This is a genomic window from Streptomyces chattanoogensis, assembly GCF_001294335.1.
Lineage (GTDB): Bacteria > Actinomycetota > Actinomycetes > Streptomycetales > Streptomycetaceae > Streptomyces > Streptomyces chattanoogensis.
Genome location: NZ_LGKG01000057.1, coordinates 22,726 through 42,027 on the forward strand (window position 1 = coordinate 22,726; position 19,302 = coordinate 42,027).

The 19,302-nt window shown below is 70.5% G+C and carries 19 protein-coding genes and 1 tRNA gene; 8 read left to right on the forward strand and 12 right to left on the reverse strand.

Features of this window, described 5'->3' with window-relative positions; genetic code table 11:
• Positions 1-106 precede the first annotated feature (106 nt).
• On the reverse strand, positions 107-655 hold the full coding sequence (locus ADL29_RS08405; RefSeq protein ID WP_245689239.1) for a hypothetical protein: 549 nt from the start codon (positions 653-655) through the stop codon (positions 107-109).
• A gap of 160 nt (positions 656-815) precedes the next feature.
• Here ADL29_RS08405 and ADL29_RS08410 point away from each other — a divergent pair, with 160 nt between their 5' ends.
• Positions 816-1,007 (forward strand): DUF1059 domain-containing protein, encoded by a 192-nt coding sequence (locus ADL29_RS08410; protein WP_053923082.1) that lies wholly within the window; start codon positions 816-818, stop codon positions 1,005-1,007.
• 70 nt (positions 1,008-1,077) lie between these two features.
• Here ADL29_RS08410 and ADL29_RS08415 read toward each other — a convergent pair whose 3' ends face one another.
• Positions 1,078-1,299, reverse strand: a complete 222-nt coding sequence (locus ADL29_RS08415) for a hypothetical protein (RefSeq protein ID WP_053923083.1) — start codon at positions 1,297-1,299, stop codon at positions 1,078-1,080.
• A gap of 128 nt (positions 1,300-1,427) precedes the next feature.
• On the opposite strand from ADL29_RS08415, the gene argC reads away from it, so the two are divergent.
• The 5 genes from argC (at position 1,428) to ADL29_RS08440 (ending at position 6,399) form a co-directional block, all read left to right on the forward strand.
• Positions 1,428-2,456, forward strand: coding sequence for an N-acetyl-gamma-glutamyl-phosphate reductase (gene argC / locus ADL29_RS08420; RefSeq protein WP_053923084.1), 1,029 nt, complete (start codon positions 1,428-1,430; stop codon positions 2,454-2,456).
• 76 nt (positions 2,457-2,532) lie between these two features.
• A complete protein-coding gene (argJ, locus tag ADL29_RS08425; protein ID WP_053923085.1) occupies positions 2,533-3,687 on the forward strand; it encodes a bifunctional glutamate N-acetyltransferase/amino-acid acetyltransferase ArgJ in 1,155 nt (384 codons plus the stop codon).
• Entirely contained in the window at positions 3,684-4,613 is a 930-nt protein-coding gene (argB, locus tag ADL29_RS08430; RefSeq protein ID WP_053923086.1) for an acetylglutamate kinase, read from the forward strand. Before argJ ends, argB begins: the two co-directional genes overlap by 4 nt.
• Positions 4,610-5,848 (forward strand): acetylornithine transaminase, encoded by a 1,239-nt coding sequence (locus ADL29_RS08435; RefSeq protein WP_053923087.1) that lies wholly within the window; start codon positions 4,610-4,612, stop codon positions 5,846-5,848. The genes argB and ADL29_RS08435 overlap by 4 nt, the downstream gene beginning before the upstream one ends.
• Before the next feature lie 8 nt (positions 5,849-5,856).
• A complete protein-coding gene (locus ADL29_RS08440) occupies positions 5,857-6,399 on the forward strand; it encodes an arginine repressor (protein WP_053923088.1) in 543 nt (180 codons plus the stop codon).
• 52 nt (positions 6,400-6,451) lie between these two features.
• Here ADL29_RS08440 and ADL29_RS08445 read toward each other — a convergent pair whose 3' ends face one another.
• From ADL29_RS08445 to ADL29_RS08475, 7 genes are all read right to left on the reverse strand, one after another.
• The gene (locus tag ADL29_RS08445; RefSeq protein ID WP_053923089.1) at positions 6,452-7,150 is read right to left on the reverse strand and encodes a vWA domain-containing protein; all 699 of its coding nucleotides are present in this window, start codon (positions 7,148-7,150) and stop codon (positions 6,452-6,454) included.
• A 13-nt stretch (positions 7,151-7,163) separates the two neighbouring features.
• Positions 7,164-8,495 carry a YML083C domain-containing protein gene (locus tag ADL29_RS08450; protein ID WP_053923090.1) on the reverse strand — a complete coding sequence of 444 codons (1,332 nt, stop codon included), beginning with the start codon at positions 8,493-8,495 and terminating at the stop codon, positions 7,164-7,166.
• Positions 8,492-9,343 carry a protein phosphatase 2C domain-containing protein gene (locus ADL29_RS08455; protein WP_157878430.1) on the reverse strand — a complete coding sequence of 284 codons (852 nt, stop codon included), beginning with the start codon at positions 9,341-9,343 and terminating at the stop codon, positions 8,492-8,494. The genes ADL29_RS08450 and ADL29_RS08455 overlap by 4 nt, the downstream gene beginning before the upstream one ends.
• A 491-nt stretch (positions 9,344-9,834) precedes the next feature.
• Positions 9,835-10,998 carry a hypothetical protein gene (locus ADL29_RS08460; RefSeq protein WP_053923092.1) on the reverse strand — a complete coding sequence of 388 codons (1,164 nt, stop codon included), beginning with the start codon at positions 10,996-10,998 and terminating at the stop codon, positions 9,835-9,837.
• Positions 10,995-13,178 (reverse strand): hypothetical protein, encoded by a 2,184-nt coding sequence (locus ADL29_RS08465; protein ID WP_053923093.1) that lies wholly within the window; start codon positions 13,176-13,178, stop codon positions 10,995-10,997. The genes ADL29_RS08460 and ADL29_RS08465 overlap by 4 nt, the downstream gene beginning before the upstream one ends.
• Complete coding sequence (locus ADL29_RS08470; RefSeq protein WP_053923094.1) at positions 13,178-13,993, reverse strand: hypothetical protein; 816 nt, start codon at positions 13,991-13,993, stop codon at positions 13,178-13,180. Before ADL29_RS08470 ends, ADL29_RS08465 begins: the two co-directional genes overlap by 1 nt.
• A 143-nt stretch (positions 13,994-14,136) precedes the next feature.
• Positions 14,137-14,838, reverse strand: coding sequence for a Crp/Fnr family transcriptional regulator (locus ADL29_RS08475; protein ID WP_245689241.1), 702 nt, complete (start codon positions 14,836-14,838; stop codon positions 14,137-14,139).
• Positions 14,839-14,896: 58 nt separating this feature from the next.
• On the opposite strand from ADL29_RS08475, the gene ADL29_RS08480 reads away from it, so the two are divergent.
• A complete protein-coding gene (locus tag ADL29_RS08480) occupies positions 14,897-15,490 on the forward strand; it encodes a Pycsar system effector family protein (protein ID WP_245689243.1) in 594 nt (197 codons plus the stop codon).
• A gap of 200 nt (positions 15,491-15,690) precedes the next feature.
• Positions 15,691-16,833: a phosphate ABC transporter substrate-binding protein PstS gene (gene pstS / locus ADL29_RS08485; protein ID WP_053923096.1), complete on the forward strand. Its 1,143-nt coding sequence runs from the start codon at positions 15,691-15,693 to the stop codon at positions 16,831-16,833.
• A 36-nt stretch (positions 16,834-16,869) separates the two neighbouring features.
• Here the strand turns inward: pstS and ADL29_RS08490 are convergent, their stop codons facing one another.
• The 3 genes from ADL29_RS08490 to ADL29_RS08500 all read right to left on the reverse strand — a co-directional run bounded on the left by ADL29_RS08490 (position 16,870) and on the right by ADL29_RS08500 (position 19,197).
• On the reverse strand, positions 16,870-18,570 hold the full coding sequence (locus ADL29_RS08490) for a hydroxysqualene dehydroxylase (RefSeq protein WP_053923097.1): 1,701 nt from the start codon (positions 18,568-18,570) through the stop codon (positions 16,870-16,872).
• A 94-nt stretch (positions 18,571-18,664) separates the two neighbouring features.
• Entirely contained in the window at positions 18,665-18,850 is a 186-nt protein-coding gene (locus ADL29_RS08495) for a hypothetical protein (RefSeq protein WP_046928951.1), read from the reverse strand.
• A gap of 270 nt (positions 18,851-19,120) precedes the next feature.
• Positions 19,121-19,197: transfer RNA gene (locus ADL29_RS08500), tRNA-Pro, on the reverse strand.
• Positions 19,198-19,302 lie beyond the last annotated feature (105 nt).

Below are 19,302 nucleotides of genomic sequence, written 5' to 3' on the forward strand. Positions count from 1 at the left end.
GCGGTGGGACGCGTCAAGAAGCCGAGGGGCCCCTCAAGGGGTGGCCGCCCGGCAGGGATTGCCGCCCGGCCGGCCGGGGGAAGACCGGCCGGGGGCGTCGGCCGCGTCAACGGCCGACGGCATGGACGCGGTGGACCGGGTTCTGTGCCACGGGCTTCCGGTGGCGCAGTCCGGCGTCGGCGGCGATGGTCCGCATCGCCTCCTCTCCCGCGTGGTTTCGCAGTGCCCGCGGACCCACGCCCTCGCCCGTGCGGAAGGCGTCCACGAGCGCGTTCTCGGTGGCGTAGAGGGCCTGCAGCATGGTGAAGAAGCCCGCCGCGTAGTGGGGCGAATCCGGGTTCGCCAGCACCTCGGCGTGCTCGTCGGGCAGCTCGTAGGCGTCGGCCCCGGGTGCGTAGGCCACATATCCGCCGGCCACCTGGGCGGCCAGCCATTCCCGTACGTACCGCTCGACCAGCCCCGTGCGGACGGCGAGCTGCGCGGAGGTGAGCGGCCCGGCACCGGCCATCGCGGTGTACAGGCCGAGCCGGTCACCGAGGGAGGTGCACAGACCGGCCGCCGCGGCCCCGCCGTCGGTGATCACCTGCTCCAGGAACTCCGTCACCCGGTCCTCGCCCATGGCAGCACCAGGGGTGACGCCGGCGGACGTGGCCATGCCTTCACCTCCTCGTACGCCCCCACTCCACCAGGGCCGCGGGCCCCCGCGCCATACGGGATTCCCCGTATACGGCGGAGGCCCCTGGCTGACATTCACGACATACCAGGCCGACACTGGAAGGGAGGGGGCGGAGGAAAAGGAAGGGAGGAGGCGCGTCATGCGGAAGATGGTCGACTGCCGGGATCACCCGAGCGAGATGCACTGCACCCTCGTCATCGCGGGCGAGGAGGAGGAAGTGGTCCGCGCCGCCACCGAGCACGCGGTGTCCGTGCACGGCCACGCGGACAGCCCCGAGCTGCGGGAGCAGATCCGGGCGTCGCTCAAGGACGAGGCTCCGCAGCACGCCTGAGCCGCGGGCGAGCGGACAGGCTGCCCTCTTGGGGCACGGCGGCGGGGTGACCGCGGCGGTCCGGGCGGCCTCAGAGGCCGCTCAGCTTGCCGTACGGGCTCATGATCCGGTGCTGCACCGAGCCGAAGTCGACGAGCACCGCGACCCCTTCCTCGATGCCGGTGACCCGGCCGAGGCCGTAGACGTCGTGTGTCACCCGGTCTCCCATGGCGAACTGCTTCGGAGGGGGCGCGACCGGGGCCTTGAAGGGGCTGGTCGGCAGATGGCGTTTGGTAACCGGGCGCTTTGTCATTGCCGTCAGTATGCGCCCGCCGGAGGGCCTCGGGTATCCGCTTCGCTTCCCCGGTCGCGGATCAGGGTCCACGGCATTGCATAAACCTGCCGCTATCCGTATAGTCATGCCATCGAGGAGGAGGGTCCATGACGGTACGAGCAGCAGTGGCCGGAGCGAGCGGGTACGCGGGGGGTGAGGTCCTGCGTCTGCTTCTGGCGCACCCCGAGGTCGAGATCGGCGCGGTGACCGGGCACTCCAACGCGGGCCAGCGCCTGGGTTCCCTGCAGCCGCATCTGCTGCCGCTGGCCGACCGGGAGGTCCGGCCGACCTCCGCCGAGGTGCTGGCCGGGCACGACGTCGTCTTTCTCGCGCTGCCGCACGGCCAGTCCGCGGCGGTCGCCGAACAGCTCGGGCCGGATGTGCTCGTCGTCGACTGCGGCGCCGACTTCCGGCTGAAGGACGCCGCCGACTGGGAGGCCTTCTACGGTTCGCCCCACGCGGGCACCTGGCCGTACGGCCTGCCCGAGCTGCCCGGATGCCGCACCGCGCTGCAGGGCTCCCGGCGCATCGCGGTCCCGGGCTGCTACCCCACCGCCGTGTCGCTCGCCCTGTTCCCGGCCTACCAGGCCGCGCTGGCCGAGCCCGAGGCCGTCATCGTCGCGGCGTCCGGCACCTCCGGCGCGGGCAAGGCGCCCAAGCCGCATCTGCTGGGCTCCGAGGTGATGGGCTCGATGAGCCCGTACGGCGTCGGGGGCGGCCACCGGCACACCCCCGAGATGATCCAGAACCTGAGCGCGGCGGCGGGCGAGCGGGTCGCTGTCTCCTTCACCCCGACCCTCGCGCCGATGCCCCGCGGCATCCTCGCCACCTGCTCGGCGAAGGCCAGGCCGGGCGTGGACGCCGCCGCCGTCCGCGCCGCGTACGAGAAGGCGCTGGCCGACGAGCCGTTCGTCCGGCTGCTGCCGGAGGGCCAGTGGCCCTCGACCGCCGCCGTTTACGGCTCCAACGCCGCCCACCTCCAGGTGACGCTGGACGCCGCGGCCGGCCGGATCATCGCGATCTGCGCCATCGACAACCTGGCCAAGGGCACCGCGGGCGGCGCCGTCCAGTCCATGAACATCGCCCTCGGTCTCGACGAGACCACCGGACTTTCGACGATCGGAGTCGCGCCGTGAGCGAGCGGAGCGAGGGAACCATTGAGGGGTGCGTGCGACGCGAATGCGTTCGCGCCGAGCGGAGCGAGGCCACAGCATGAGTGTGACGGCAGCCAAGGGATTCACGGCGGCGGGCATCGCCGCCGGAATCAAAGAGAACGGCAACCCGGACCTCGCCCTCGTGGTGAACAACGGGCCGCGCCTGGCCGCCGCCGGCGTCTTCACCTCCAACCGCGTCAAGGCCGCGCCGGTCGTCTGGTCCGAGCAGGTCCTCAAGGGCGGCCGGGTCTCCGCCGTCATCCTCAACTCCGGTGGCGCCAACGCCTGTACGGGCCCGCTGGGCTTCCAGGACACCCATGCGACCGCGGAGAAGGTCGCCGAGGTGCTCGACGGCCACAGCGCCGGTGAGGTGGCGGTCGCGTCCACGGGACTGATCGGCCTCCGGCTCCCGATGGACAAGCTGCTGCCCGGAGTCGAGCGGGCCGCCGCCGAACTGACCGAGCACGGCGGCGAGAAGGCCGCCATCGCCATCAAGACCACCGACAGCGTGCACAAGACCGCCGTCGCCCAGGGCGACGGCTGGACGGTCGGCGGAATGGCCAAGGGCGCCGGCATGCTCGCCCCCGGCCTGGCCACCATGCTCGTCGTGCTCACCACCGACGCCGATCTGCCGTCCGGGGACCTGGACTCGGCGCTGCGGGCCGCGACCCGCACCACCTTCGACCGGGTCGACTCCGACGGCTGTATGTCCACCAACGACACCGTCCTGCTGCTCGCCTCCGGCGCGTCGGGCGTCGTCCCCGGGCAGGCCGCCTTCGCCGAGGCCGTCCGCACGGTCTGCGACGACCTCGCCCGTCAGCTCATCGGCGACGCCGAGGGCGCGAGCAAGGACATCCGCATCGAGGTGGTCAACGCCGCGAGCGAGGACGACGCCGTCGAGGTCGGCCGCTCCATCGCCCGGAACAACCTCCTCAAGTGCGCCATCCACGGCGAGGACCCCAACTGGGGCCGGGTGCTCTCCGCGATCGGCACCACCTCCGCCGCCTTCGAGCCGGACCAGCTCAACGTCGCCATCAACGACGTCTGGGTCTGCAAGAACGGCTCGGTGGGGGAGGACCGCGACCTGGTGGACATGCGCTACCGGGAGGTACGGATCACCGCCGACCTGGCCGCGGGCGGCGAGTCCGCGGTCATCTGGACCAACGACCTCACCGCCGACTACGTCCACGAGAACAGCGCCTACTCCTCATGACCACTCGCAAGCACACCGCGCTCCCCAAGGCCCGGACCCTCATCGAGGCGCTGCCCTGGCTGACCCGGCATCACGGCAAGACCGTCGTCATCAAGTTCGGCGGCAACGCCATGGTCGACGAGGAGCTCAAGCGCGCCTTCGCCCAGGACGTCGTCTTCCTGCGCCACGCCGGGCTGCGCCCTGTCGTCGTCCACGGCGGCGGCCCGCAGATCAGCGCCCAGCTGGACCGGCTCGGCCTGGAGTCGGAGTTCAAGGGCGGCCTGCGGGTCACCACGCCCGAGGCGATGAACGTCGTACGGATGGTGCTGGCCGGCCAGGTGCAGCGCGAGCTCGTCGGGCTGCTCAACGAGCACGGCCCGCTCGCCGTGGGCATGACCGGCGAGGACGCCCATCTGATGACCGCGACCAAGCACTACGCCGACATCGACGGCGAGCGGGTGGACATCGGCCGGGTCGGCGAGATCACCGCCATCGACCCCGGAGCGGTCCAGGCGCTGCTGGACGACGGCCGGATCCCGGTCATCTCCTCCATCGCCCGCAGCAGCGACGCAGAGGATGCTGCCTCCGGGGCCTCGGGGGTCTTCAACGTCAACGCCGACACCGCAGCGGCCGCCCTGGCCGCGGCACTCGGTGCCGAGACGCTGATGGTCCTCACCGACGTCGAGGGCCTCTACGAGGACTGGCCGAACAGCGACGAGGTGATCTCCCGCCTCACCGCCACCCAGCTGGAGAAGCTGCTGCCCGACCTGGCCAGCGGCATGGTCCCCAAGATGCGGGGCTGTCTGCACGCCGTACGCAACGGCGTCCACACCGCCCGGGTCATCGACGGCCGGGTCCAGCACTCCATCCTGCTGGAGATCTTCACCGACGAAGGAATCGGCACCATGGTCGTGCCGGACACGAACACCATCGAGGGGGCGACATGAACGGCGAGGCCGCAGACAGCCGGGGCCCGGCGGACAACGCGGGGCTGACCCGGCGCTGGCAGGGCGCGATGATGGACAACTTCGGCACTCCGCGCATCCCGCTGGTACGCGGCGAGGGCGCGGTGGTCTGGGACGCCGACGGCAGGGAATACCTCGACTTCCTCGGCGGCATCGCGGTCAACGCCCTGGGCCACGCCCACCCCGCCGTCGTCCGCGCGGTCTCCGACCAGGTCGCCACCCTCGGCCATGTCTCCAACTTCTTCGTCGCCGAGCCCACCGTGGCCCTGGCCGAGCGGCTGCTCGCACTCGCCGGCCGCCCCGGCCGGGTCTACTTCTCCAACTCCGGCGCCGAGGCCAACGAAGCCGCCTTCAAGATCGGCCGGCTGACGGGGCGTACGCATATGGTCTCCACGGCCGGCGGCTTCCACGGCCGCACCATGGGCGCCCTCGCGCTCACCGGCCAGCCCGCCAAGCAGGCCCCGTTCGCGCCCCTGCCCGGCGACGTCGACTACGTCCCGTACGGGGACGTGGAGGCCCTCCGCGCCGCCGTCACCACCGACACCGCCTTCGTCATCCTCGAACCCGTCCAGGGCGAGAACGGCGTCGTCGTGCCGCCGCCCGGCTACCTCCGGGCCGCCCGCGAGATCACCGCCGCCACCGGCACCCTGCTCGTCCTCGACGAGATCCAGACCGGTATCGGCCGCACCGGCCACTGGCTGGAGTCCCAGGCCCAGGGCGTCGAGGCCGACATCGTCACCCTCGCCAAGGGCCTCGGCGGCGGCCTGCCCATCGGCGCCACCCTCGCCTTCGGGCCCGCCGCGGATCTCCTCACCCCCGGCTCGCACGGCTCCACCTTCAGCGGCAACCCCGTCGTCTGCGCCGGCGCCCTCGCGGTCCTGGACACCATCGAGAAGGACGGCATCCTCGATCACGTCAAGCGCGTCGGCGAGCGGCTGCGGAACGGAATCGAGGCGCTGGGGCACCCATTGGTCGGCCAGGTCCGCGGTGCGGGCCTCCTCCTGGGTATCGTCTTGACCGAGTCCCTCGCACCGCGGGTGCAGCAGGCGGCTCAGGACGCGGGCCTCCTGGTGAACGCGGTCGCGCCGGACGTGATCCGGCTCGCCCCGCCGCTGATCGTCTCCGACGAGCAGGCGGACACGTTCCTCCACAAGCTCCCCGCCGTCCTCAACACGGCCCGCGAAGCGGCCGACGGGGAACAACGATCCGGAGACTGACGACAACGATGACCGAGCCGCAGGGGACCGAGTCGCACAACGGCGGCCCGGCCGTACCGCAGACCCGCACCGCCCGCCACCGCCGGATCGTGGACATCCTCAACCGGCAGCCGGTCCGCTCCCAGAGCCAGCTCGCCAAGCTGCTCGCCGACGACGGCCTGTCCGTCACCCAGGCGACGCTCTCCCGCGATCTGGACGAACTGGGCGCGGTCAAGATCCGCAACACCGGCGGCGAGCTGATCTACGCGGTCCCCAGCGAGGGCGGCGACCGCAAGCCCAGGGCCCCGCTGGGCGAGTCCGCCAAGGAGGAGCGGATGCGCCGCCTCTCCGGCGAACTCCTCATCTCCGCCGAGGCCTCCGCCAACCTCGTCGTGCTGCGCACCCCGCCCGGCGCCGCCCAGTTCCTGGCCTCGGCCATCGACCAGGCGGAGCTGCACGACATCCTCGGCACCATCGCCGGGGACGACACCCTGATGCTCATCAGCCGCGATCCGGCGGGCGGGCAGGCGCTTGCGGATCATCTGCTGAGGCTGGCGCAGAAGGGGCTCTGAGCGTGCGGCGGCGCATCTGCTTGCCGATCGCCGCCGCACGGGGCTGGCCGGATCAGAACTCGACGTCGTCCAAAGGTACGGATCGATACCCCTTGACCGCCTGGGGAATCTCCAGCCGCCGCGACTTGGCCGATGCCACCAGAGAATTGAGCATGCTGGTCAGAGCACCGGTGAGGGCCGCTGCCGTGGCTTCCTCCGAGGCGTCCTCCGCCAGGTAGGCGGCCGCGGTGGAGATGCGCTTCAGCACCGCCTCACTGGCCTGGCCGAAACCGTAGGTGATGAACTGCGGCCGCGGCTTCCATGCCGGGTCCCGAAGCTCCTGATAGTCGGCCAGCCAGGCGTCGTCCGGCTCGTCGGTGGGGATGCCATCGGTCAGCAGGAAGACGACCGGCCGCACCACCTGCGAGCCGGCGTCGCGCAGCATCAGGAGATCGGACTCGATCCGTCCGCGCAGCAGATGGAACATGGGCCCGAAGTTGGTGAGTCCGCTGCACGTAACGCTCGGCAGGCTCTCCAGGTCCTCGATGTCCGTCATGGGCGTCACCACATGAGGCATCGTGCTGAACGAGAGCACGGACAGGTGAACGAACTCGGATACCTGAGGGCTGACGTAGAGCGTGTCGTAGATGCTGAGCAGGGTCTTGTTCAACAGCGCCTCGTACGGCTCCATGGAGCCCGACGTGTCGAGGACCAGGTACGCCGGAAGCGCCTTGCGCTTGTAGGCGGTTCCGGAGCTGGGGTTCTCGGTCAAGGTTTCTCCTTCTTCAGAGCCAGCCGAGCAGGAAGTGAGCGATGAGATAGGCCACTCCGAGGAGCGCGGCCAACTGGGTGGTCACACGGCCGAGGCGCCTGCCGCGAGAAGGGGAACGAGGCCGTGTGGCGGACACCGTCGGCCGGGCCGCCGGGGGAGTGGTGCGGGTGGCCCTCGGCGCCCGTGGCTCGGTGGGTTGCGGGGCGGGAGCGGGAGCGGTGCCGGGTGAGGACGTCGGCCGAGGCCGGCTCCCGGAGGCCGGTGGTGCCCCGGACGAGGGCCTCGGTCTGCCTCGCAGCGGAACCCACCCCGTGACGTTGGCCGCCCCCGGTGTGGACGGGGGCGGGTTCGCGGTGTGGCCGCCACCGCTGTCGGGCAACTCGTCCCCTCGGCCCCGGGAGGCCCGTCCCCGCACGCGAACCTCGCCGCTGACGTTCGTCCCGTCGGCTGCTTGCCGTCGCCCGGGCGCGTAGCACACCTCGAACGTGGTGAGCAGGTCGGCCAGCTCGGGGCGGTCGGTGGGGTCGGTGGCGTCCAGCACGCGCTCGAGCTCTTTGCCGAAGGCCGACTGCTGCACGCCGGGTTCCAGCCGACCGTACGCGGCGTGCGGATCGGCTCCCCGGTGGCCGGTCAGACAGCGGACGGTGAGCATCGCTACCTTGTAGCGGTCGCTGTAGGTCGTCAGTGCGCGGCTGCCGTCCTGGAACAGCGGGTCTTCCCCACCGGGTGACTCGATCCAGTCCCGGTGGTGAATACCGCAGGTGTCCATGTCGATGACGAAGACTTCGCCGGTGTCCTGGTCCCACAGCGCGTTGCTGTACGACCAGTCGGCGTAGACGACATCGTGGCGTTCGAAGAGCGCACCGATACGGAGCAGTTCCCACACCGCCCGGGTCCTGGTGGCTGCATCGGGCGCGCGCAGGCCGCGTTTGGTGATGCTCTCGTTCGCCGCTATCAGCCAGTCCAGGGGGAGGGGCTCGGGGGTGGACGCGTCTTGGCTGAACTTTTTCTGTACCGTCGCGAAGAACTTGCCCGGTGCCCTGGCCATCACCACGCCGACCGTCCGGCCGGCCCCGACGATCCGGGCCACCGGCCATGCTGTCTGCCGGTCGAGCAGCGCCACGTCCGCCCCTGGCATACCGCTCGGCAGCGAGATCAGCGCCTCCAGCCGGTCCTCCTCCGGGGCGGTGAGCGGCTGCCGGTAGAGCTTGGCGAGCCAGCCGGGGCGTCCGGCGATTTCGTACACCTTCTGGGATTCGCCCTTGGCTTCCGCCAGGGTGGCCCCCTCGGGCACCTCAGGCAGCGTGACGACGGTGCCCGAGGTCCAGCCGGTCCAAGTGTTCACCGCGCTCGTTCTCCCTTTCCGCACCAGACCGCAACCGCTGTCCGGTCGTCCTGCATCTGTGTCTGTCGGAAACCGACGTCCAGCAGGAACGAGCCCACCGGAGGCGGCTCAAGCCAGCGTCCGGCGAACCACGCGCCGGCCTCGGGGATCTGCTCCAGGGCATCCGCGACACCGTCTGTCAGCACCGCCAGGACATCGCCCGCGGCAAGCAGCTCGCGTCTGCAGTCGAACCGCTCCACTTCGAACGGCAGGAAATGTTCCACCGCCCCATCGACCGGCCCCGGTCCCGAGACGTTCTTGCGGTCCCCGATAAGGCGCTGCCAGGTCCCGCCGTGCAACCGCCAGGCACCGGCGTCGCCCATGGAGGCCAGCCAGACCTCGCGAGCTCCGAAGACGTCCGGCTGGACCGGCACGACGGCGGCCACCGCGACCGCCCGCATGGCGTCGGGGTCCCAGTGCCTCGACTCGGCCGTGCGGTACATGCGGGCCGCCGCGGCCAGAAAGACCTCGCGCGGGTCGATCTGCGCGGGTCGCGCCGCGGTGTCCAGGGCCTCCCGCAGCGCGGCGGCCATCGCGGTGACCGCGGCATGCGCTCCCACGTCGGCATGTCTGCTGTCGGACATGCCGTCGGCCACCACGACGATCAGGTACCGGCCGTGCTGGTCCTGGGCGAGCCGGTAGGCGTCCTGCCGGGCGGTTCCCTGTGACCGGTGCCCGGCTCCGACGACCGAGGCGGCACGGATGTGCAGCTCGCCGAGGAGTGCCTGGTCCGCGACGACACCGTGCGTGGCCGTGTCGCTCGGCAGCAGCCAGGGAGCGTCGGCGGCCCGCGAAGGTGTGCGAAGCACGGGAAAGCGGCCGTCGGGCTCCGGGGGCGGCACCGTCGTGACAGCCGGTCCGGGTGAGGAATCGCCCGGCTCCGTGGTCGTCCCGCCCCGAGGTTCCAGGTGCCGCACGGGCCGTACGGCTCCCGGGGGAGTGGCCCCGCCCACCGGCGCACGCCCGATGTCGGAGTGCTCCGTGGCTGTCGCGGATGTCCCCGACGGCCCTGGGCGCGAGGGAGCAGACTCCGGTGTTGTCGCCCCCGCGTTCGCCACGGAGTCGTGATCCCCATCGGCCCGGCCGTCGGGCTCGTCCGCCGGACTCTTCCTGCCCAGCAGGCTGTTGAGACGCAGCCAGGTGAGCCCCGTCACTCCCACCACGGCGGCGGCCGCCACCGGCAGGAACCTGCCGCCCGACACCATGCTTCCTCCCGTGAGCAGTAGAGCCGCGCTTGCCGTCGCGGTAGCGGTCAACCGGCGCGCCGCGCTCGCCCGGCGTGAATGCTGTGCCCGATCACTCACGCGTGGCCTCGTCCGTTCGGGTGGCGCCGCTTGCCCACCGGGGTCGCGCCGGTGACGTTCGCAGTGGACGGATCACCGGCCGGCTGCCGGCCGGGCGCCGATGCGGTGGCGCCGTCACCAGGGGCCGAGTCGTCGGCCTGGGAGGGGCCGTGGTCGGGACCTGGCGACCGGACCGCCGACTGGTCCGCTCCGCGCCCGGGCCGCGGCCGCGGCGGTGCGTCCGACTGCGGCGGAACGACGGCCCCTGGGATCGCGGCCGGTTGCGTGCCCTTCCCCGGGGCGACCCCGGAGCCGGCCGCGAACAGCGGTTCCGTCTGATGGATCGAGTAGTAGAACTCCTGCGCCTCGGCGGGCTGGATGAGCTTCGCCTCCGCGAGGTCCCTGACCATCCGCGACTTCTGCTCGACGGTGATGTCGTGCCGTGCCGTGATGTCCGCCATGATCTCGCGCAGGCGGCTGGGATCCTGTGCGATCAGATAGGTGATCAGGCCGCCCTCACTGCGCGCGGCGCTCAGGATGGCGCGCTCCCGCTCGGCGAGCAGCTCCGCCTCGCTCTGCTGCTCGGCCCGCTTCTTCTGCGATTCACCCGCGACGAGTTCGATGCCCCACTTCTGCTTCTTCAGCTCCCGTAGGTGTTCGGCGGCGTCCTGGTCGAGGTAGAGCCTGACGATGAGGCCGAGTACGGTCAGCCCCGTCGGCAGCGCATGCTCCCGGCCGCCGAACGTGGACCGCAGAAAGCTCTCCGCCGCTCCGCACTCCTCCAGGGGGAACTTGCCGGTGTGCGGCCACAGCAGATCGCGTACGCCCACGCACACGATCCCCTGGCCTGAGCCGACGGTGCCGACGTTCCCCTTCACCACCGCCGGCGGATCGGTCACCTTCCACCGTGCCTCCAAGGCGGCCTGGAAACTGAAACCGCCGGTACCACTGGGCAGCGCTTCGGTCCACTGGACGGCGTGCTCGCTGGTGTCCACGTCGTAGCGGTAGCGGAACTTCCGGGCTGCGAACGCCGACGGCCTGCCGGGCAGGTGCACAGGTTCCCCGTCCTCGGCGGAGAAGACCAGAGCCTGGTGGGGTAGGACGGCCGGGCCGCGGTTGCCCATGCTCACGGGGTGTGGACCCGTGATCAGGAAGGCGTTGACGTTGTTGTGGGTGTTCACCGTGAATTGCTCCTCATATCAAGGCAGGCCAGTACCTCTCGGGCGGTGAGAGGTGCTCCTCGCCCCGCGCCCGCCCGGGACCAGACCGCGGCCTGGTGGCGGATGATCCGTTCGGTTCGTGGGGTGGAGACACAGGCGGCGAGCAGGCGGGCCAGTGCCCGGCGTCCCCGGTTGTCCGGCTCGACCATCCGGGCCCACTTGGCCAGGATTTCCTGTGCCGATTCGAAGACGTCCGCGGAGTTGAGCACCGCCTCCCACAGCACGGCGATCTCCTGCTGTCTGACGGGGTCGCGGGCCGAGGCCCGCAGCAGCTCGGGCCACAGCGCATCGGAGCCCTCGCCTGTTTCACCGAGCCCCGGCCCCAGCAGGTCGTTCGCCGCGTACAGAAAGGAGAGCTGGCCCACGAAGCGTCGTTCGGGCCCGTAATTCCCCGACACGACCCACTGATCGACGAGGTCGAGCGCCTCGCGCTGGTACCGGCCCTCCTCCAGCGCCAGGTACTCGGTCACGCTGGTGCACACGGCGTCGACCACATCGAGTTCCTCAGCCGCGGCCAGGGCGTGCAGCAGTGCCCACGCCGGCTCGGCGCCCTCCTTCTCGAAGAGAATGCGCCAGGACCGTGCGGCGACGGCTCGCAGCCGGGACTCCGTGCCGGCCCCGCTCCAGGCGGTGACGAGGTTACGCACCGCCTCGGTATGGGCCGTGTCCTCGGCGGCGACGTACAGCGCGGTGGCGGCGGCATGCCACAGGCGGGGCTCACGGCCGGTGGCCCATGGCATCAACACCTGCGCCCTGATGGTCTCGAAGGTGCGCTGTGCTACCACCCCGGCGGCGACGGCGGCCCGGACGCCCACCGTCGGCAGCTGGTGCGCCGCGCACTGCCGCAGCCACACCGGAAGAACTTCCCGCAGGGTGTCGTACTCCGCCCACACCACGTCCAGCACCCGCAGGGCTGTATCAGGATCCCGGAAGCGCACTACCCGGCCGCGGGCTCCGCCGTGGCGGGTCGCCACCTCGGAGTCGATGAGGGTCGCGTGGATCGCCTTGAGCCGCTGACTGCCGCTGGAGGCGAAGGGCTTGTTGCGCGGCCGGTCCGGGTGTTCCGCGGTTTCGGGAGGCTGCAAGAGGTCGCGCAGACGCTCGGCGAGCGAGGCGACCGTCTCGTAGGCCTCCCCGCCGAAGACCGCGGTGCTCACCGCCAGGCATTGTGTGGCGAGATCCGGCAGCTCCTCCAGCCACGGGACGATGGACCGGGGGCCGCAGAGGTCCAGTTGTTCAAGCCGTTCGGCGACCTGCCGGGCGATGTCCTCGTCCGGTCCGGTGAGCTCCGCGAGCAAGCGGCCCGCCTCCGCGGCCCGGGCCAGTTCCGGGGTGTCGGCCATACCGTCGATCAGGGACGCGACATCGGGGCGGCCGAGAAGCCGGTGGGCTCGCGCGGCCTGCCCCGGACCCGACCGCCACAGCAGGTGAGCACGGACCACGTCGCACGGATCCGCCCGCTCGGACACTTCGGTGACCGTGCGCTCCAGCTCGGCGTCGGGCAACTGCACCTTCGACGACATCGTCAGCACAAGCCGTCCGTCGCGCTTGCGGAGCGCCGCATCGAGGCTGCGAAGGTCGAAGGGAGTGAGCGAGTCGGCGGCGGACTGCGCGAGATTCTCCATCACGAAGCCCGCACCGGGCGGCACTGTCTGCGCGTCGAAGTGCTTCAGGTCGGCCGTCGGATCGAGCCGGTACAGCCGGCGGCACCCGGATTCGAGGAGCACCGCCCGAGCGGTGGCGTACTTGCCGCAGCCCTCCGCGCCTCTCAGCAGTATCACCCGGGATGCGGTCGCCGTCTGTTGCACCAGCGCCGGATGGCCCGATGCCCGGACGTACGTCTCTTGTGTCTCGTCGATTTCCTCGGACGGCATCTCGGCCATGCGGACGGAATCCGCGCCCATGGTGAAGACGTATTGGCTGCCCCCGAAGACCTGTTGGGCCCGGACCTTCAGTCCTGCCAGCGCTTCGCGCTCCGTGCCGAGCCGCTCATCGGTGTCACCCGGGGGGCCCGACAGTGCGTCCCGCAGCTCTTTCATACCGAAGACATCCGCCGCGTCGCCCGCGGGCTGATCGCTGCCGCCCGGCGGCGGCTCCGGCCGACCGCCGTCCTCGTCGGGATTGTCGGAGTGGGCGGTCATCAGTTCCCCCTGGTGCTTCGCGGCTCGGGCTCGCTGCCGAAGTTCAGCGAACCGTGCACGATCTGGTCCCTGCCGAAGACCTGTTGGGCGTCGATGTCCGCCCCGGCGAAGGCCCCACTGTTGCCGGGGCGGTCGCTCACCGGCCCCGCGCCGGGCGCGCCCGCCGGGCCGTCAGCGCTCTCCGCCGCACTCGCGCTCTCGTCCGCCCTCCACCCCTCGATGCCCGGGGGAGTGTCGTATCCCGGAACCCGGATCCAGGCCCGCGCCCCCCTGATCTCCTTGGCGTCGAACCGAACCGCTCGGTACGCGCCGGAATCGGCCTCCGGATACCCGTGCCGGACGACTCCGCGGTACCACTCGTCGGAAACCGCCAGGGCCAGGCCCGACCGCTGTCCTGCGCTCAACGCGTCCCGCAGAGGCCGCAGGTCGACCATCCGGCATGCCGTGTTGAGGTCCTCTCCGACCCAGCCGCGCCCGTCCCAGGCGACTTCCCCGAAGTGCAGGGCGACCCGCAGCCGCAGGGCCCCGTCGGCGTTGCTGGTACGGGCGTGTGCCCGCAGCCCTGTCTGGAGCAGCTCGACGAAGCGTCCCGTCAGGTCGATCTTCGGTACGGAGCCCGGCAGCAGCCAGAACACCCCGTCGCCACGATCGGAAGGGCGCGGCTCGGCCCGGTGATCGATGCCCGCCTCGTCGAGTGCCTCCTCCAGCAACTCGTACAGCCGCTCCCGCAGCCATGCCTGCACCGGGTTCGGACGGCTGCCGAACTTCTCTGCGTCCACCACGAGGATCGCGTAGTGCTGTGCTTTGACTCTCATCGTTTCTCCGCCCTGTCCCCATTCGGTGCCCGGACCGAACCGCCCCCTCGGAACGGCCCGGGCGCCTCCCGTCATGGATAAGCCCGCAGGCCGTCTCCGAACAGCGCCAAATGACGCACAGCGCCGAATGCGTTGCCTCCGCGTCAGCTGCTGGCCCAGCGGGCAAGACTTCGCAGATCGAGGACGAGCGTGCGTCCTCGCGAGGTGGTCACCAGGCCGTGATCCTGCAGCCGGCGCAACGTCCGGACCACCGACTCCCGGGACGTGCCCGCCGCCCCCGCCAGCTCTTGCTGGTTCACCGACAGCGCACGGCCCCCCGGCCGCCCCGGGGCCTCACTGCCGTGCCGCAGCGCGAGATCGAGCAGCACACGGGCGACCCGCATACCGGCGGGAAGCGCGCCCTGATCTGCGCGCAGCCCGTCGGAGTCCCGAAGCCGGGCGGTAATGCTGCGGATGACGGACAACGCCAGGGGGCCGTGTTCCTCCAGCAGCGCCAGGAACCGGTCGGAGGTGACGGCGGTCCCCCGCACTGTTTGCATCGCGGTGACCGTTGCGGAGCGGGCGCGGCCGTCGAGGCACGCCATCTCGCCGATGAGTTCGCCCGGTCCGCGGATCGCCAGGAGGCTGGTGTAGCCGTTGTCGGCGTCTGCCGTGATCTTGACCAGTCCCTCTTCGATCAGCACCACGCTGTCGGGTGGATCGCCTTCGAGGAAGAGGACGACGCCCTGTTTCCAGATCCGTGTTCTCCCTCTGTCGCGGATCAGTCGCACCTCGTCCGACGAGAACGGCTGTAACGGCTTGGGCGGCACATCCGTGCCATGGATCCGGACAGCATCAAGCGGCACATACCCTCCTGCGACCTGTTGCACCGTCAACAAGTCTAGAACCAGCGGGAGTTGGAGTGTGGCAGTTGTGGCAGACCCGCTGCGGGACTTCCGGGAAACTGAGCCGGAGAGCCACCTCGGCCGCAAGGAGCGGATGATGAACGGACAGCCGGAATCCCGTAGCGACGCGGCGGACACCGCCTGGCGGATCCATGCAGCCCTCATGGACTGGACCGCCAAGGTGGACACCAAAGCGTCCTTCGCGCTGAGCCTCGAATCGGCGGTGGTGACCGCCCTCGCCGCGTTCTCGGATGATCTCGCCCCCTCGTCGTTCGCCGTTCGGCGGTGGGTGGTGGCCGCGTTGTACTGGGGCGGTGTGGGGCTGCTGATGGCGGCGATCGCGATGTCCGTCGCCGTGGTGATGCCCCGATTGGACAGTGGGCGCGCCAAGGCCGACTCACAGGATGGATTCGTGTACTTCGGTCATCTGCGGTACTGGGCTCCCGCGCAGCTCACCGAAGCACTGCGGGGCCGGGATCCGGTGCCGGTCCTGAGCCGGCAGGTGATCGCCATGTCACGGATCTCGTGGCACAAGCATCGTCTGGTCCAGATGTCGCTTGTTGCTGCCACGGTGGGGGCTGCGATGGCGTCCACCGCTCGCATCGCCGCGTGACGCAGTCCGGGGCACCCCGATTCGCCCACAATGACAGATTGTGGTGCTATGAATGCGTAAAGTAATGAAAGATGCGGTTGCGGCTGCAATGTGCACGCTTGTGTGAGACGCCGCCGCCCGGATCCTCCGCGCCGCGCTTTGTGTGGCGTCACCCTCAGCTGCGCCGGCCGCGCCCGGTCCGCAGAAAGGAGTACGGGAGAGTGAAGCCTCCGTGGAAGGGCGGGCTGCGCGCCGGGGCCGTCGGGGCGGCGGTCGTCTCCGGTGCCCTGGCCCTGACGGCCTGCGGTTCGAACGGCGACTCCGGCGCCTCGGGCAGTCCGTCCCCTGCCGCCGCGACCAGCACCGGCGCCGGCGGCATCGCCTGCGGCAAAGCGGCCACCCTGCAGGCGTCCGGCTCGACGGCGCAGCAGTACGCCATGAAGGACTGGATCAAGAACTACTCCAAGGCCTGCCCCGACACGAAGATCAACTACGACGGCAACGGCTCCGGCAAAGGGCAGGACGACTTCCTCGCGGGCAAGACGGCCTTCGCGGGCTCGGACACCCCGCTCACCGGCGACCAGATCGACCAGTCCAAGAAGGTCTGCACCGGCGGCGGCCGCGCCGTCCACCTGCCGATGGTCGGCGGACCGATCGCCGTCGGCTTCCACCTCTCCGGGGTCGACCGGCTGGTCCTGGACGCCCCCACCATCGCCAAGATCTTCGACGGACGGATCACCACGTGGAACGATCCGGCGATCACCCAGCTCAACAAGGGGGCCAAGCTGCCCTCGACGCCGATCCGGCAGTTCCACCGTTCCGACTCCTCCGGCACGACGGACAACTTCACCGCCTACCTCGCCGCCGCCGCCCCGGACGACTGGCCGTACGACCACGGCAAGGAGTGGACGGCCAAGGGCGGCAAGGCCGTCAAGGGCTCGGCCGACCTCGCCACCCAGGTGCAGAAGACCGAGGGCGCGATCGGCTACTTCGAGCTGCCGTACGCGGTCGCCCGCATGATCCGCACGGTCTCCGTCGACACCGGTGCGCCCACCCCGGTGGACGCCAACGTGATCTCGGCCTCCCAGGCGATCGCCGGCGCCAAGACCGTCGACACCGGCAGCGACGTCCTCGTCAAGCTGAACTACACGGCGAAGGCCCCCGGTGCCTACCCCATCGACGTGGTCACCTACGAGATCGTCTGCGACAAGGGCAACAAGTCCGCCACCTGGCCCGCCACCAAGGCGTTCCTGACGTACATGGCCAGCCAGAAGGGGCAGCAGAACCTCACCTTCCAGGGCTATGCGACGCTCCCGGCCGCGGTGGTGAACAAGGTCCGCGGCGAGATCGGCACACTGTCCTGACGTCCGGCCGGACGGCGGGCACCCGGGCTCGGGAGCTCAGGCCGGCGCGCCGTCCGGGTCGAGCAGATGGGGGAGCCCCTTGCGATAGCGCTCGCGGTCGGCCTCTTTGTGGGCCGCGAACTCCGGCGGCACATGGAGTTCCCCCAGCGTGCACCGGTCGGCGGTGGATCCGTCCGCGTCCAGCAGGGCGTTGACGGCCTGGCGGGCGGCGGCGTTGGCGCCTTCCATGGTCGAGACGTTGATGTTCGTCCGTACCCAGTCACCGGCCAGGAACAGATTGCCGATACCGGTCCGGGAGGCGGGCCGGTCGTCCCACGACCCGGGACTCTGCACGAACAGCGGGGTGTCGTTGGCGACGGCGGGGGTCCCCGGGCCGATGACGGCCGGATCGAGGAACCACGAGTGCAGCATCTCATCGCCCAGTACCGTTGCGCCGCCGCTGTTGACGTGGGCCTTGATCTGCGCCCAGGTCTCCTGCGCGATCTCTTCGGGCGTGCATTCCCGGGCCGCCTTCTTGGTGAACATGCCCGGGGCGGACCAGTCGGAAATGATGGTCGACAGACAGTCCTTGACCGTGTGGTCGTGATATTCGGTGAAGGGCCGCTGCCAGAACTGGGCCTGGCTGATGGATGTGACCGCCCAGGTGGAATCGACGTAGTTCACATGCCCGTGGGTGAGCGGGACTTCCTCTTTGAGATAGAACATGAGGCCGTTCATCCACTCGGTACGCAACCGGCGGCAGCCCGCCAGATGCGGGTCCGCGGCCAGCACCTGTGGAGACAGCAGGGCCGAAAAGCGCTCGACCGGCAGCGCCGAGAGGAAATAGTCGGCGGTGATGCTCCGGCGGCTTCCGGCGGCGTCACTCACCAGCGCCGAGGCGATGCGCCCCTTTTCCATGTGCAGCGACTCGACCGTACGGCCCACCTCGAACTCGACGCCGAGGCCGGTCAGACGGTCGACCCAGGGGTCGATCAGCTTCTCGCCGGTGGGCCCGTTCAGCACCCGGTCCAGGGTTCCGCCCGGCTCGTTGCCCCGGCCGAACCGGCTGCAGACCGTGGCCTCGAAGATCAGGCCGATGGAATGGGTGCTGGCATCCTTGGACTGCATGGCGGCCAGATTGCGGACCAGACCGTCGGCGAACCACCGCTGGAACGCCGGGGACATCGTGTCGGCCTTCAGGAAGTCGTTCCAGGAAACCCTGTCCCACTGGCCGAGCCGCCGCTCCTGGCAACTCGTCCCGTAGACCACGCATTTCCGCGCGCCGTGGAGTGCCTCGTCCGGGGGCACATGCGCCAGTTCCGTCGAGGCATGGGCTATGGCGGCTATCGCCAGGTCCGGGGTGAGGAATTCCGCCCAGGGCGGCAGGGCGGACGAGGGCTGGAAGGAGATCTCGGTGTCCGGGTGACCGTCGGCGCGCGACCCCAGATAGGAGGTCGCGGATATCAGGTTGTCCCAGGTCCCGTTGCGGTTCCCGGGAAAAGGGATACGCCGCATGGTGTCGGTCAGGTTCTTGTAGAAGCCGGGAAAGAAACGGAATCCGTGTTCGCCGGGCAGCCCGCTGCCCGGCGCGGGAAAGCTACGGGCCTTGCCGCCCGGCGCCCGCCGCTCGTAGACCGTCACGGCAAAACCGCGTTCGGCCAGTTCCAGCGCGGCCGACAGACCGGCCACACCCCCGCCCAGCACCGCGACCCGCTTCGCGCGGGGCCCTGTGCCGGAACGGCTTTTTCCCTCGGGCATCTGGCACGTCCTCTCCGCTCGGCGTGACGCACGCGGGGTAGGTCGCGCCCATCCTCGTCACGGCAGGCCGAGGCCAAACGTGCCTATTCCGCCGTCATGGCCCGTCCAGGCCATGGGGAGCCCGGCGGGCAGCCGAGGCGCGTACGGCACTGAAGTCCACCGCCCGGGCCACCTCCCGCTGGGTCTCTTCCGCGATCCGCCGGGTTTCCGCGGGGACGTCTCCGCGTTCCTCCACCAGTCGGTCGTAGATCGGTGCCTCGGATATGGCTGCGGAGCTCATGTCAGGTCGCCTTCAAGAGTGCTGCTCAACGGATTCCACCAGCGGCTGGAAATGCGGGACGAGTTTACGTTGCCTTGATCGTCGCCATGCGTCGCCTCCGCAACCGGTCCGGATCCGGTCCGTATGCGGCCCCGAAACGACCGGTATCCGACAGCCTTGGACGCGCTGCTCCCTGCTCGCCACGCACCGTAACCATGGCGTCCGCCCCCTGAACACACGGAAGGCCGCCCCCGCATCGCTGCGGAAACGGCCTCCGACCTGCTCAAAAGCTGGTCGGGACGACAGGATTTGAACCTGCGACCCCTTGACCCCCAGTCAAGTGCGCTACCAAGCTGCGCCACGTCCCGGTGCTCGTACCGGCCGGAAGTTTCCCGGCCGGGGCGTGCAGAAGAAAAATACCCTGTCCCCGGCCCGGATTCCAAAGCGGGGTCCCGTCCGGGCGGTGGCGGACG